Raw genomic sequence first — 12,483 nt, 5'->3', positions numbered from 1 at the left:
AGACATGGCGGAGCTTCAAGTTTGTCTGAGGCGCACGCGGTTATTGGGTCTCGCAGGCCGAGCGTTTTTTGCGCTCGGCCTGTTGAGTGATATTTAACGCGCAGAGCGCATCGTTGATTAAGTGACAAGGACTGTTATGAATAAAAAAATAATCTCCCGATTCGCGTGCTTGGGAGTCGCTGTTGGACTGATCGCAGTCAAGCCAGGCCAAGCCATCGCTGCCGAAGACTTCAAACCGCCCGTGGGCAAAATCTCGCAACGCACCGCGCCCGTCAAGGGCTCGCCTGCCGCCTCCACGACCCCCACGGGCGGTCAGGAAATTGCCCGGTCCCGTGGCACGGCCATTGCTCCCGACAAGGGGCTCTCCATCACGTCGGGCGCAACGCTTAATTCGCAATTGATCCGTGTGCGCACCTCCGGCGGAACGGGCACCTTGAACTTCCGGTTGCTTGACACCAGCGGCAAGCCCGCCGAATTGCCCGCCGGCCTGGTGTTCGGATCCGACGGCTCGCTCTCGGGCGCCGCACCCTCCGTCGCCAGCCCCAAGACGCTGACCTACCTGATCCAGGTGGAAGACAGTGGTGGCGGTAAGGCCAGCCGGGCGGTGCAACTGACCATCAACCCGCCTTTGAATGTCGAAGGCGGTTCCATTCAAGCGACGGCGGGCGGCCGGATCAAGAACCCTGTCAAGTTCATCAATGTCAGCGGCGGCACCGGTAACTACGCCGTGTCCTATTCAAACGCTGATGGCAGCAGCATGCGTATCCCGTCGGGCTTGGTGCTCGACGGCAGCGGCCGCGTCAGCGGCGCGGTGCCCAAGTCTCTGGATAAAATGGCCGGCCTGACCGCCACCATCAGCGACGAAGGCGGTGCCCGCGTTTCCATTCCGGTCGACTTCAACCTGGCGCCCGCGCTCGAAATCTCGACCAACCCGATCGAACTCACTGCCGGCGCCACGATGCCGACGGCATTGCCGGTGGTGAACGCCACGGGCGGTAGCGGCGCGGTGCGCTACGCGCTCTTCGACAAGGACGGCACGACGCCTGCCCGACTTCCCGAAGGCCTGAAGTTCGACGAGGCCACCGGCACGCTGCGTGGTCTGGTGCCGCCGACTCCGCAAGAGGGCCGTTACGTGGTGCTGGCCCAAGACGCCGGTGGCGGCGAGGCAAGTGCCCGATTCGAATGGAAGATCAATCCCCAGCTTCAGATTTCGTTCGAGTAGCCGAAGCATTAAGTAAAAATAAAAAACCCGCCTTCCGCATTCTGGAAGGCGGGTTTTTATTTTTTGGGGACGTATTGGAATCGCGCCCTGTGGTGCTGCACCCCGGGGTTTTCCTTTTATTGCACAACCCCCCTGTGCCCCAGCGCAGCGATTCAGTACGTAACATCTCTTTCCGTCTGAGCGGCTGATCCCATTTGCCGATGGCGATATGCTTGGCGCTTAACTCGTATTTACGGGAAAGCCATGAGCGCATCGATTGAAGAACAGACTGCGGCTTTCAAGCCTGAACCCCGCATTTCGACCGGCAATTCCGGGATTGACGATATTCTGGGCGGCGGTTTGGATCCCAACAGGATGTATCTCTGCGAAGGGCGTCCAGGCGCTGGCAAGACCACCATGGGCATGCAGTTTCTGCTGGAGGGTGTCCGCCAGGGCGAGCGCGCGCTGTATGTCGCGTTGTCGGAAAGTCCGGCTGAGCTCAACCTCGTCGCGCACCGCCATGGATGGTCGTTGGATGGCGTCGAGATCCTGGAAATCGTGTCGGAAGACGTGCTGGACCCCGAGCGCGAGCTCACGGTCTTGCACCCCGCAGAGATGGAGCTGACCGAAACCACGCGGCTCATTCTGGACAAGGTGGAATCGCTGAATCCGTCGCGGGTCGTCGTTGACAGCCTCTCTGAACTTCGACTGCTGGCGCAGGGCTCTCTGCGCTATCGCCGCCAGATCCTGGCAATGAAGCACTTCTTCGCGAATCGCCAATGCACCGTGATTCTGTTGGACGACCAGGCGTCCAAAGAGGACGACCTGCAGTTGCACTCCATCTCGCACGGCGTCATCGCCCTTGAGCAGGTGGCCGTCGATTTCGGCGCCCAGCGTCGGCGGCTGCGCGTTCTTAAAATGCGCGGCGTGGACTTCCGGGGCGGTTATCACGACTTCACGATCAAGCGGGGAGGTCTGGAGGTCTATCCGCGGCTGGTCGCGGCCGAACATCACACGGAGTTCCACCCGACGCCCACCTCCAGCGGCAATGCGGAGCTGGACAGCCTGTTGGGCGGCGGCCTGGACCGTGGTACCAACGCCCTGTTGATTGGCGCGGCCGGCGTGGGCAAGTCCTCGTTGGCTGCCACCTACGCGGCATCCGCAACGCAGCGAGGCGAGCATGCTGCAATTTTTGCGTTTGACGAATCCCGGGCCACATTTTTTGCGCGTTCCCGCGCGCTGGGGATGGAACTGGATACCGCGCTGGATGCCGGATTGCTGAACTTCAAGCAAATCGACCCGGCCGAAATGTCCCCTGGCGAATTTACGGCGTTGGTGCGGCGCGCTGTCGAGCAGGGCGGTGCGCGCATCGTGGTTTTCGACAGCCTGAACGGGTATATGAACGCCATGCCCGACGGACGGTTTCTGATTCTGCAGATGCACGAACTTCTCAGTTACCTTGGCCAGCAGGGGGTGACGACCGTGATGGTGCTTGCCGAGCATGGACTGGTGGGCCCGATGGAAACGCCGCTGGACATCAGTTATCTCAGCGATACGGTAATCATGTTGCGTTACTTCGAATACGGCGGACGCGTGCGTCGTGCGATTTCGGTCGTCAAGAAACGCAGCGGCGCGCACGAACACGTGATGCGCGAATTCACCATGTCGTCGGCAGGTCTGACCCTGGGGCCGCCCTTGACCGCCTTTCATGGACTGTTTTCGGGCACCCCGCAGTACACGGGTGAAGACTTGCGACTATTGAGCGTACCCGATGCTTCTTCCTGAGGATGCCGAAGCGCGTGTTCTGGTGTATGCCCCGATCGGTCGCGATGGCACGGCCGGCGCGCGGCTGCTGCAGCGCGCCGGCTTCTCTACATACGTGTGCAAGGATGCGCAAGACCTGCTGATGCAGGCGGAAACCGGCGCCCTGACGGCTTGCATTACCGAGGAAGGGCTGTTCGGCAAGAATCTGGACTTGGTGAGCGAATGGCTGAAGGCGCAGCCGGCCTGGTCCGGACTGCCGTTTGTCGTGCTGACCGGCAAGTCGCAGAGCGGACCCGTCGTGCGGTGGCGCAAGAAGATGACGGAGCTGCTGGGCAACGTGTCGCTGCTGGAGCGGCCGACCCAAAGCCTTGCCCTGACCACGATGGTGCAGACGGCGGCGCGCGCAAGGATGCGCCAGTATGAGATCCGTTCTCTGTTGTTGGCCGAGAAGCAGGCGGCCCAGGCGCTCGAGTCCATGGTGGCAAGCCGGACCCGGGAGCTGGAAATGGCCAATGCCGAACTTCAGCAACAGATGCTCGAGCGCAGCCGGATTGAAGAGTCGCTGCGCCAGGCCCAGAAGCTTGAGGCGCTGGGACAACTGACGGGGGGCGTGGCCCACGATTTCAATAACCTGCTGATGGTCATTTCGGGGGGGCTGCAAATGCTGCAGCGTCCCATCGACGATGCGCGGCGTACCCGCCTGTATGCGTCGATGCGGCAGGCGGTGGACCGGGGCGCCTCGTTGTCGCGGCAGTTGCTGACGTTTGCCCGCCGCCAGGCCTTGCGTCCGCAGGTAGTGGACTTGAACACGGTCGTTCGCGACATGCTCGACATGCTGGAGCGCAGCCTGCGTGGCGACATTGTCGTTTCGCTGGCGTTGGCCGACGGCCTGTGGCCGGTGGAGGTCGATCCCGGCGAGCTTGAGCTCGTCATACTGAACCTGGCGGTCAATGCGCGCGATGCCATGCCCAACGGCGGCGTGATCGAAATCCGGACCGAGAACGTGGCTGCGCCAGGGCAGGGCGAGTTGACGATCGACCACGTCGCGTTGCGGGTAACGGATACCGGTACGGGCATGAATGCCGATGTGGCTGCGCGCGTATTCGAGCCTTTTTTCACGACCAAGGATGTGGGCAAGGGATCGGGCCTGGGGCTGCCGCAAGCCTATGGTTTTGCCAAACAGTCCGGCGGCGCCATCGAGCTGTCCACCGAGCCGGGCAGGGGCACCACCGTGTCGGTGTGTCTGCCCCGGTCGGTAAAACAGGCGGCCACGCGCGGCCGTCCGGCCGATGTGCGTGCGGTTCGGGAACGCGCCTCGACGTTGAATGTCTTGCTGGTCGAAGATGACGCCGAAGTGGCCGCGTTGACGGCCAGCATGCTGCAAGAGCTGGGTTATGAGGTCACGCCCGCTTCCAGTGCCGCAGAGGCGTTGGAAGTGCTGAACGGCGATGGCCGCGTGGACGTCATGTTGACGGATGCCATGATGCCGGGCGGCAAGAACGGCATCCAATTGGCTCGCGAAGTGCGTATCCGGAACCCGGGACTGCCGGTGGCGCTGATGACCGGGTACATGGGCGAGGAAGTGAAAAAGGCCGGGCAGGACGGCATTCCGCTTTTGCCCAAGCCTTACCGGCTAGAGCAACTGGCCGGCCTGTTGATCCGGTTGACCGGCGGGCGCGCGTCGGGGCGGACGTAGGCGCCCTAGCGCGGGAATGGCAATTGCTGCGCGAGCCTTGCCCGCCAGGCTTGACAGCCACGCGCCAAGGAGACGCCATGATTGCAGAACGATTGCGTAGATTGCGCCGCATCGCGGCCTTTGCCGCCGAACGCTCGGGGGACTATGTGGAGTTGGTGGGGATCGAGTTGTCCCTTTACCGCTCGGCGCTGGTGGCCACCGTGATCAGCAGCGTGGCCCTTGTGTTTTGCGGGTTGGGCACGCTGGGGTTTATCTCGGTGGCCGCGATTGTGAGCTTTTGGGATACCGAGCATCGCAAGCTGGCCGCGTGGCTGGTGGCCGGCGCCTGGCTGCTGATCACGATGATTTCGCTGGTCATTTCGACACGGAGCGCGCCGAAAGCGTCGCCCTTCGCGGAACTGAGTCATCAGGTGCGCCTGGATACCGCTGCTGCACGGAGCCATTATGCCCAAGACGACCACACTGGCTGATAAAGAGGCCCTGCTGGCCAAGATGGAGCGCGACCGCCAGGCGCTCGATGTTCCCATGCCGCGACGTTTACCGCTCAACAGAGCGGGCGGGGCGTGGGCCCGGACGGCCGCGCTGGCCGCCGGTGCGACGCTGGGATGGCCGCGCTTTTTGCGCCAGCCGCTGCGCGCCATGGCAGCGGTGGCCATGCGCGACCGGGTTGCGGAACTGATGGGCCGCATGCAGGTGCGGCGCGTCAGCGATCCGATGTCGGACCCGGAACTGGCCCGGTTGGAGAAGATGATGGCGGACGTGCGCGCCGCTGCCGCCAGGTCGGCCGACGACGCGGAGATCGAGCGGCTTCGGGCTCTTTTGGATCTTCAAGTGGCGCGGCTGCGCAAATTGCGTGTGCAGCAAGGTCAGCGCGCCCAGCACGTCCAGCAGTCTCAAGTCATGCAGACCATTCCGCCCACTCCGCGAACCCGGCAGACCCCTCCCGTGCCGTCCGCGCCGGCGGGCCGTGACGTTTCATCGATTCCATAGCGCAAGGCAAACGCGAGGCGCGACCGCGCCTGCTGCACGGGCGGACCCTCGCGGGTCCAATGCCCGGGCGGATCATGGCCGGTCCAAGAGCGCCCATGGACCCGCACCCCATCACTGCCGGCGGCGACTGCGTGCGCGTTGCCGATGCTGTTTCCGCGCCCGGCTGGTCAGCGCGGACGCCAGGGCAAGCAGCTTTTCCTCGTCCAGCCGTTCAGCGTCGACCAGTTGCTCGTCGGCGCCTTTCACCGCAATCAGCAGTTCGTCCAGCTTCAGGTGCAGCGCCTCGCTGTCCTTGTTCTGGCTTTGCTGAATCAGGAAGACCATGAGAAACGTGATGATGGTGGTGCCGGTGTTGATGACAAGCTGCCATGTCTCGGAAAACCCGAAGGCCGGGCCCGAGAACGCCCACACGACTACAGCGATCAGCGCGATGCCGAATGCGACAGGCGATCCCGCTCTCTTCGTGACTTGCGATGCGAAGCGGTCAAAAAAGTGGGAGATGGGGTTCACTTTTCCGGCCTTCCCGGGCCGGGATTTCGGCTCGCACTTTGCTCGCCGCTTTGCTGCATTTCCCTTCGGCATGGCGCTCCATTCCTACACGCTCGGACCTGCGTGACGTAAAACCCGACAGCAAGCCTCATGCCCGATTGCTTGCGCGCCACGCGGCACGGCACGTGCTAGGCTCACGGTGTTTTTCGCCCGCCATATCGCAATGAAATCCCTACTGCAGTCTGAAATGTTCCTGCTGCTGGCCTGCAGGCTTGCGGTCGCGGGGCTCTTTGTTGAGCCGCATCTGGAAGGGCTAGGCCAAGCCGGCAGCCTTGTCGAAACGGTCGTGCTGATCGCCGCGATTCTTGCCGCGTCGCTCAGTGTTGCGCGCCATGCGGAACGAATCGCGCAGAAGCTGGGCGACCCCTACGGCAGCATGATCCTGACCTTGTCGGCCGTGCTGGTCGAAGTGATCGTGCTGGTGATCGTGTCGGCCAAGGCGGGCTCGCCGACGCTGGTGCGCGACAGCATCTATTCGGCGGTGATGCTGGACATCAACGGGATCCTAGGCGTGGCCGCGCTGATCGGCGGCTTCAAGCACGGCGAGCAGGCCTACAACGACGATTCGGCGCGCACTTACAGCGTGATGATCTTGACCGCCGTCACGGTGTCGATGATCATCCCCGAGTTCGTTCCGCAGCCTAGCTGGCGGGCCTACAGCGCTTTCACGGTGGTGTCGATGCTGCTGATGTATGGCGTGTTCGTGCGCATGCAGACCGGACCCCACAGCTACTTCTTCAGCTACAGCTATCCCGACAAGAAGACGCGCAAGCCCGCGCCGGCGGGCGCGCAGCCAAATTGGCGCCAGTCGGCAGTAGTGATGGCGGTGGGCATTGTGGCGGTGGGCGCGCTGGCCGAACTGATGTCGCACTCGCTGAACCGCGGCCTGAAAGGGATGGACGTGCCCGTCGGCCTGATCGCGCTGGTTGTTGCGGGCATCTCGGCGGCGCCAGAGATGTTGACGGCGTTTCGCGCGGCGTTGGCCAATCGCATGCAGTCGGTGGTCAATATTGCATTGGGCGCGTCCCTGTCCACGGTGATCCTGACCGTGCCGGCGATGGAGGCGATGGCGTTGATCACCGGTCAGCGGATCAACATGGCGATGACGCCGCTGCAGACGCTGATGATGCTGGTCACGTTGGTTGTCGCGGCCATCAACCTGAACGACGGGCAGACCAACGCCATCGAGGGCCTGACGCACTTTGTGCTGTTTGGGGCATTCCTGATGCTGCTGTCGCTGGGGTTGTAGGTCAGCCCCAGCCAGAAACACTCGCGGCCCGCGATCATCCGCGCTCGGACGCCATCACGGGTTCTGCCTCGGCCTCGCCATCGGCGGCGCTGACGTGGACGATGCGTTCGGGCAGCGCCAGCGCGATGCCTGCCGCCTCGAGCGACCGCATGATGCCTAGGTTGATGGACTGCTGCGTATCCATGTAGCGGTTGTAATCCGCGCTCATCAAGTAGTAGACGGCCTCGTACTCCAGCGCGCTGTCGCCGAATCGCGCCAGGTGGGCGCGGTCGAATCGCACATCGCTCTGCTCGTTGATCCGGTCGCGCAGGATGCCGGGCACTGCCGCGGCACGTTCGACGTCGGTCTTATAGCTGATGCGTACCGAGAAGACGATGCGCCGTTGTTGCATGCGCTTGTAGTTCTGGATCGTCTGCTTGAGCAATTCGGTATTCGAGCACACGATCTGTTCGCCGCCCAGGCTGCGGATGCGCGTGGTCTTCAGGCCGATGTGCTCGATGCTGCCGGCCACTGCCCCGAACACGATGAAATCGCCCACTTCAAACGGCTTGTCCAGGCCGATGGAAATGGAGGCGAAGAGGTCGCTCAGGATGGTCTGCACGGCGAGGGCCACGGCGACCCCGCCGATGCCCAGGCTGGCCACCAGCGCCGTGATGTTCACCCCCAGGTTGTCCAGCATGGCCAGCAGCGCCACGGCCCAGACGAAGGTGCGCAGCAGCAGGCCGAGCAGGGTGGCGGTCACGCGGCTGGCGTCGCCACGTGCTAGCACCGCGCGGCGCACCAGCACGTCCACGGCGCGCTCCAGCCACAAGGCGCCCTGCAACGCCAGCAGCACGAACCACAGATGGCTGATGGTGGCGCCGCTCCAGGGCAGGGGCGCATCGCTGACGTCGACGCCGGCCATCAGGCACAGCAGCGCGAGCACGACCCAGTTGGTCCGCCGCAGTATCTGCGACATGGCGCTGGCGAAACCATGGCCAGGCAATTGCGCGCGCGCCTCCAGCCGCGCGCGCACGACCTTCAGCACGGTCGCAAGCACCATGAAAAGCACCGCGCCCACGCCGAGTGCGATGATCCAAAGCGCCATCGGGTGCGCGTTGAGCCAATCTCCAAATATCCATGAATTCATTACGGGGCCTCCCATGCACGGAGCGCCGACCGCAGCAAATGTTGTGCCTCGTGCGCTTGGGAAGCCGAGGCAGGCCCCCGAAGCCTGAGCCTCAGGGGCGTCGAGACATTTACTTTTTCAGACCCGCCAAGGCGTCGCGCAGCATGAGCTTGGGGTTTTCGTTGCACTGCTTGACCAGCATCGGCGTGCGGGTGCTGATGCCCTCTACGTCGACCACAGCCTCTTCGGGCTTGCCTTTGTTGTTCAGCGCTTCTGCATAGCTGACGACGACGGGACGGAAGCTCTCTTGGACGTCGAGGAAGTCCTGGCATTGCCACATGCCGAGAGGCTTTTTCGCATCAGCTGCCTGGCCGGTGACCGAGAAGGTCAGCGAGCCAATGAGACCAATCATCAGTAGGTGCTTCTTCATGTTCGAGCTCCTGGGGTTGGCTTGCAGATGAAATGGCTTACAGGGAAAAAGTGAGCCGGCTGGCTCACCGATTTACATTACTGAAATCGGATGGGCATCGTCAACGCGGCCGACATCCAAAGGCGGAGAGGGATCCGCTTATACCGGTGACACAGCAACGCCGGGCGACGTCATTGCAGCGCCGTGTCCAGCAGCATCATGAGCACGAATCCCAGCATGAGGCCGCAGGTCGCGGGAACCTCGTGGCCTTTTCGATGGGTCTCGGGAATGATTTCGTGGCTGATGACGAACAGCATGGCGCCAGCCGCAAAGCCCAATCCCCAGGGCAAGAGCGAGGCCGACCAGCCCACAATGGCCGCGCCAAGCACGGCGCCCAGCGGCTCCACCAGCCCCGATGCCATCCCGAAGCCAACGGCGAATGCGCGCCGATAGCCCGCGGCGAGCAGGGCAATGGCCACCACCAGTCCCTCGGGGACGTCCTGGATTGAAATGCCCATGGCGAGCGAACCCGCCTGCACGGGATCGGCGCCGGCGTAGCCGACGCCGATCGCCAGGCCTTCCGGAAAGTTGTGCAGCGTGATGGCGAAGACAAACAGCCAGGTGCGGCGCAGATTGCGTGCCGGCTTGCCTTCCTTGCCCTTGATGAAATGCTCGTGGGGCAGCACGCGGTCCAAGAGCAGCAGCGCCATTGCCCCGAGCAGGATGGCCCCGGCGATGGTCAGGCCCGCGCCCCAGGGGCCCCTCCCAAGTTCCCGGGCCGCGTCCAGGCCCGGAATGATCAACGAGAACGCGCTGGCGGCCAGCATGATGCCCGCGCCGAATCCCAGCAGGGTGTCCTGCACCCGCTCGGGCACGCGTTGCGAGAACGCGACCGGCAACGCGCCCAGCGCGGTCGCGCCCGCCGCGAGCAAGCCGCCCAACAAGGCGGCGCCAATTGCGGGATGGCCGGCGTCCAGGTATCGCCATAACGCGAACACGCCCAGCCCGCACACGATGAGCAGAGCCGTTCCCATCAGCCCCCTCAGCATCGAGGTCCGCGGGTCCGGCAGCGCCTGGCCGGCTGGGGAGGTCTGGCGGGGCACTTAATACGTTCCCGAAAAGAGGCCGCGCGCTGCCGTAAGACGTGCAAGCGCAGAGGCCGTCAACGTTGAATCCGGTTGTGAGCCGTGGCATGGCCGATCCATGGATGCTCCTCAGGGTGAAGACCGGAGCTTTGTTCACCAGGGGCTGCCGGCCGGGTGTGGCCGTCGAGCCCTAGCAATGCGCGTGCCCGGGCGGCCGGTACGTCCCATGAAAAGAGCGCCCGAAGGCGCTCAAGCGGACCGCGCGCGGCGCGCGTCAGGTCAGGCAGAACTGCGGCGTGCCGCTAGGGTCGACGCGCCGGATGCCCTTGAGAATCCACTTCGCGTGCCGCTCGGCTTCATGCTGAGCCGAAAACAGCTTGCCGCTCGGAATGGGCCAGACTGCTTGCTGGTCCTCAAGGTCGCCGTCACGCCGGGTCGTGACGTCCAACCGGTACTTGCCGCTGGGCAACTCAATGACGTCGCAGTGGACTTTGAATCCATCTACGCAAATACCTTGTTCAGTATTCATCGTGCGCTCCAGAGAGTGTGATGTATGAGAATCGTGCTGCCACGGGATTTTCCAAAAACTGCCTCCGCCAGGGTGCAACAAAGTGCAATAATTCCCGACCAACCTCAGCATGGTTTGAGCGGCCGACCAGTAGTTGGCTGGCCAGGCTGCCAGGGCCCCAAGCAATTCGGGCCCTGGACGAGGTCCAGGGCCCGGCGGGACATGCACAGCAGGCGGATACTACCTGCGCGTGCTCATGAAGGGGGACGAAGGGGCGCGGCTCACTGCCCGAGATTTGACGCCGTCTTTCCAGCCGGCTTTCCACATCTCGACGCGGCTGCGCCATTCATTGACGGATTCGCCGGTGTGCGCAGGCATGGCTGCGGTGCGAAGGTAGGGGCAATCCAAAAGGGTCAACCCCTGGCGCGCGGCGTCTGCTCCCAGCTTCTGGATATCCACTTGCATGGCAACTCTCCCAAAAGATGCGAGCGCCTAGTTTGCCCAGCGCAAAACGCTCGCGCAACGAAGGGCGTGTAACTTCGCGTTTCTGTGTTACATCGCCGTAAGACCTGCCTGTCGATCCGCAAAAAAGTGCCCCGCAATGCGGGGCAAAGACTCACGGTTCAAACAAAACGCAAGGCCACAGCGACGTGGCGAGGCCGTGCCAGCCATCGGGCTCCCCAACCAGAATCCGATAACTGTGTCGCTGTGACACCTCGACGTCCGCAACTAACGTTCCCATCGCACACGTGCGCGGCCTACTGATTGCAAAGCGATTGCGCTGCGTGACGCCCGCCTCGTGATGCACGCGGGGTGAGGGGATTTCTACACGACCGGAAAAATTGACTGGCGGAGCGCCGCGTGCGTGAACAGCTCGCGGCACCGCCAATTGGCGCGGTTCGGTCAGGCCCGCGACTTGCGGCGCTCGGGCATCGCGTATCGACCACACGACAGGAGGACCGCATGAAGTTCACCAAAGCCACCAACGCCAAAGCGCAAGGCGACGCCATTGTGTTCGAGATGGAGACAGCCGGCGTCACGCGGCAGTTCGAAATATCCGGTGATGTGCTGCGGCGCCGTTTTGGCGCCGCGGACGATACGGCGCCGGAATTGCTGCGCGCTTTCGAGCGCAGCGAGGACGCGTTGCGCGACTTGGCGCATCGTACGCAATGGGTTCCGACCGATGGGCCGATAGCGGTGGGCGAAGGCGATTTCGGTTGAATGTGAGCCCGGCGATGCTCGCCGGGCGCGAAACGAAGCTCGCCATTGGGAATGACGTTTGCTGGAACGTGCCTGTTCGTCAGACGGCATCGCGCCGTCATCCGGCGACGCTACTTCTACTGGAGGTCCGAATGAAAAACCGTCTTTTGAAGGCAGGACTTGGCGCTGCAATTGTCCTCAGCATGGGTTCGGTTGCGCTGGCGCAGACGCCCGCCGCCCCTGGCGGGCAGGTGCCTGCCGCAACGAACAAGCTGGACAGCGAGGCTCGTGGCTTTTTGAGCGACGCGGCCGAGTCCGGTCATCTCGAGATTGCTGGCAGCAAGATGGCGCTGGAAAAGTCGCAGAACGCCGAGGTCAAGAAGTTCGCGCAGATGATGATCGACGATCACACGAAGGTGGGCCAGAAGCTTGAGGCGTTGGCCAAGAGCAAGGGTTTCGAACCGCCGAAGGACCCGTCGATGATGCAGTCCGCCAAGCTCAAGGCGATGGGCTTGCGCGACGAAGGTTTCGACAAGGCTTACGCGGACGAGATCGGCGTGGATGCGCACGAGGACGCCGTCAAGCTGTTCGAAAAGGCCTCGAAGGAAGTGAAGGATCCCGAGGTCAAGCAATTTGCGATCGAAACGCTGCCCAGTCTTCAGCAGCATCTGCAGGCCGCCAAGGCCCTGCAGCAAAGCGTGTCCGCCAAGAAGTAGCGCACACG

At 63.3% G+C, this 12,483-nt stretch carries 15 protein-coding genes; 9 read left to right on the top strand and 6 right to left on the bottom strand.

The genetic code is table 11. The annotated features are described in order from the left end of the window. Window positions 1-169: 169 nt before the first annotated feature. The 6 genes from V6V88_RS19220 (at window position 170) to V6V88_RS19195 (ending at window position 5,651) form a co-directional block, all read left to right on the top strand. Window positions 170-1,222 carry a putative Ig domain-containing protein gene (locus V6V88_RS19220; RefSeq protein ID WP_223576348.1) on the top strand — a complete coding sequence of 351 codons (1,053 nt, stop codon included), beginning with the start codon at window positions 170-172 and terminating at the stop codon, window positions 1,220-1,222. Next, the gene (locus tag V6V88_RS19215) at window positions 1,183-1,410 is read left to right on the top strand and encodes a hypothetical protein (protein ID WP_338619751.1); all 228 of its coding nucleotides are present in this window, start codon (window positions 1,183-1,185) and stop codon (window positions 1,408-1,410) included. The genes V6V88_RS19220 and V6V88_RS19215 overlap by 40 nt, the downstream gene beginning before the upstream one ends. A 55-nt stretch (window positions 1,411-1,465) precedes the next feature. After that, complete coding sequence (locus tag V6V88_RS19210) at window positions 1,466-2,986, top strand: ATPase domain-containing protein (protein ID WP_223576347.1); 1,521 nt, start codon at window positions 1,466-1,468, stop codon at window positions 2,984-2,986. Further along, on the top strand, window positions 2,973-4,661 hold the full coding sequence (locus V6V88_RS19205) for an ATP-binding protein (RefSeq protein WP_223576346.1): 1,689 nt from the start codon (window positions 2,973-2,975) through the stop codon (window positions 4,659-4,661). The genes V6V88_RS19210 and V6V88_RS19205 overlap by 14 nt, the downstream gene beginning before the upstream one ends. Before the next feature lie 77 nt (window positions 4,662-4,738). After that, window positions 4,739-5,131: a phage holin family protein gene (locus tag V6V88_RS19200; protein ID WP_056323258.1), complete on the top strand. Its 393-nt coding sequence runs from the start codon at window positions 4,739-4,741 to the stop codon at window positions 5,129-5,131. Further along, window positions 5,106-5,651, top strand: coding sequence for a hypothetical protein (locus V6V88_RS19195; protein ID WP_142054162.1), 546 nt, complete (start codon window positions 5,106-5,108; stop codon window positions 5,649-5,651). The genes V6V88_RS19200 and V6V88_RS19195 overlap by 26 nt, the downstream gene beginning before the upstream one ends. A gap of 111 nt (window positions 5,652-5,762) precedes the next feature. Here V6V88_RS19195 and V6V88_RS19190 read toward each other — a convergent pair whose 3' ends face one another. Then, complete coding sequence (locus V6V88_RS19190; RefSeq protein ID WP_338615983.1) at window positions 5,763-6,233, bottom strand: low affinity iron permease family protein; 471 nt, start codon at window positions 6,231-6,233, stop codon at window positions 5,763-5,765. A gap of 130 nt (window positions 6,234-6,363) precedes the next feature. Between V6V88_RS19190 and V6V88_RS19185 the strand changes: the two genes are divergently transcribed. Next, a complete protein-coding gene (locus tag V6V88_RS19185; RefSeq protein ID WP_338615981.1) occupies window positions 6,364-7,449 on the top strand; it encodes a calcium:proton antiporter in 1,086 nt (361 codons plus the stop codon). A 34-nt stretch (window positions 7,450-7,483) separates the two neighbouring features. Here V6V88_RS19185 and V6V88_RS19180 read toward each other — a convergent pair whose 3' ends face one another. From V6V88_RS19180 to V6V88_RS19160, 5 genes are all read right to left on the bottom strand, one after another. After that, entirely contained in the window at window positions 7,484-8,578 is a 1,095-nt protein-coding gene (locus V6V88_RS19180; RefSeq protein WP_223576343.1) for a mechanosensitive ion channel family protein, read from the bottom strand. Between the two features lie 109 nt (window positions 8,579-8,687). Next, window positions 8,688-8,987, bottom strand: a complete 300-nt coding sequence (gene hdeA / locus V6V88_RS19175; RefSeq protein ID WP_056323268.1) for an acid-activated periplasmic chaperone HdeA — start codon at window positions 8,985-8,987, stop codon at window positions 8,688-8,690. Between the two features lie 170 nt (window positions 8,988-9,157). Then, window positions 9,158-10,000, bottom strand: coding sequence for a ZIP family metal transporter (locus tag V6V88_RS19170; RefSeq protein WP_338619654.1), 843 nt, complete (start codon window positions 9,998-10,000; stop codon window positions 9,158-9,160). A gap of 325 nt (window positions 10,001-10,325) precedes the next feature. Further along, window positions 10,326-10,580 (bottom strand): hypothetical protein, encoded by a 255-nt coding sequence (locus tag V6V88_RS19165; protein ID WP_056323270.1) that lies wholly within the window; start codon window positions 10,578-10,580, stop codon window positions 10,326-10,328. A 219-nt stretch (window positions 10,581-10,799) separates the two neighbouring features. After that, entirely contained in the window at window positions 10,800-11,024 is a 225-nt protein-coding gene (locus V6V88_RS19160) for a CrpP-related protein (protein WP_056323273.1), read from the bottom strand. 396 nt (window positions 11,025-11,420) lie between these two features. Between V6V88_RS19160 and V6V88_RS19155 the strand changes: the two genes are divergently transcribed. After that, complete coding sequence (locus V6V88_RS19155) at window positions 11,421-11,780, top strand: DUF1488 family protein (protein WP_254595367.1); 360 nt, start codon at window positions 11,421-11,423, stop codon at window positions 11,778-11,780. A 131-nt stretch (window positions 11,781-11,911) separates the two neighbouring features. After that, window positions 11,912-12,475, top strand: a complete 564-nt coding sequence (locus V6V88_RS19150) for a DUF4142 domain-containing protein (protein WP_062842148.1) — start codon at window positions 11,912-11,914, stop codon at window positions 12,473-12,475. Window positions 12,476-12,483: the final 8 nt, after the last annotated feature.

It is taken from the genome of Achromobacter sp. E1, assembly GCF_037039475.1.
In the GTDB taxonomy this organism is placed as follows: Bacteria; Pseudomonadota; Gammaproteobacteria; order Burkholderiales; family Burkholderiaceae_B; genus Achromobacter; species Achromobacter mucicolens.
This window is presented reverse-complemented; position numbering and strand designations above follow the sequence as displayed.

Bases quoted from the DNA above. Each gene is read 5' to 3' on its own strand.
- V6V88_RS19195 (WP_142054162.1), top strand. From the start codon at position 5,106: ATGCCCAAGACGACCACACTGGCTGATAAAGAGGCCCTGCTGGCCAAG.
- V6V88_RS19160 (WP_056323273.1), bottom strand. From the start codon at position 11,024: ATGCAAGTGGATATCCAGAAGCTGGGAGCAGACGCCGCGCGCCAGGGG.
- V6V88_RS19165 (WP_056323270.1), bottom strand. From the start codon at position 10,580: ATGAATACTGAACAAGGTATTTGCGTAGATGGATTCAAAGTCCACTGC.
- hdeA (WP_056323268.1), bottom strand. From the start codon at position 8,987: ATGAAGAAGCACCTACTGATGATTGGTCTCATTGGCTCGCTGACCTTC.
- V6V88_RS19200 (WP_056323258.1), top strand. From the start codon at position 4,739: ATGATTGCAGAACGATTGCGTAGATTGCGCCGCATCGCGGCCTTTGCC.
- V6V88_RS19150 (WP_062842148.1), top strand. From the start codon at position 11,912: ATGAAAAACCGTCTTTTGAAGGCAGGACTTGGCGCTGCAATTGTCCTC.
- V6V88_RS19180 (WP_223576343.1), bottom strand. From the start codon at position 8,578: ATGAATTCATGGATATTTGGAGATTGGCTCAACGCGCACCCGATGGCG.
- V6V88_RS19185 (WP_338615981.1), top strand. From the start codon at position 6,364: ATGAAATCCCTACTGCAGTCTGAAATGTTCCTGCTGCTGGCCTGCAGG.
- V6V88_RS19170 (WP_338619654.1), bottom strand. From the start codon at position 10,000: ATGGGAACGGCTCTGCTCATCGTGTGCGGGCTGGGCGTGTTCGCGTTA.
- V6V88_RS19205 (WP_223576346.1), top strand. From the start codon at position 2,973: ATGCTTCTTCCTGAGGATGCCGAAGCGCGTGTTCTGGTGTATGCCCCG.
- V6V88_RS19215 (WP_338619751.1), top strand. From the start codon at position 1,183: ATGGAAGATCAATCCCCAGCTTCAGATTTCGTTCGAGTAGCCGAAGCA.
- V6V88_RS19210 (WP_223576347.1), top strand. From the start codon at position 1,466: ATGAGCGCATCGATTGAAGAACAGACTGCGGCTTTCAAGCCTGAACCC.
- V6V88_RS19190 (WP_338615983.1), bottom strand. From the start codon at position 6,233: ATGCCGAAGGGAAATGCAGCAAAGCGGCGAGCAAAGTGCGAGCCGAAA.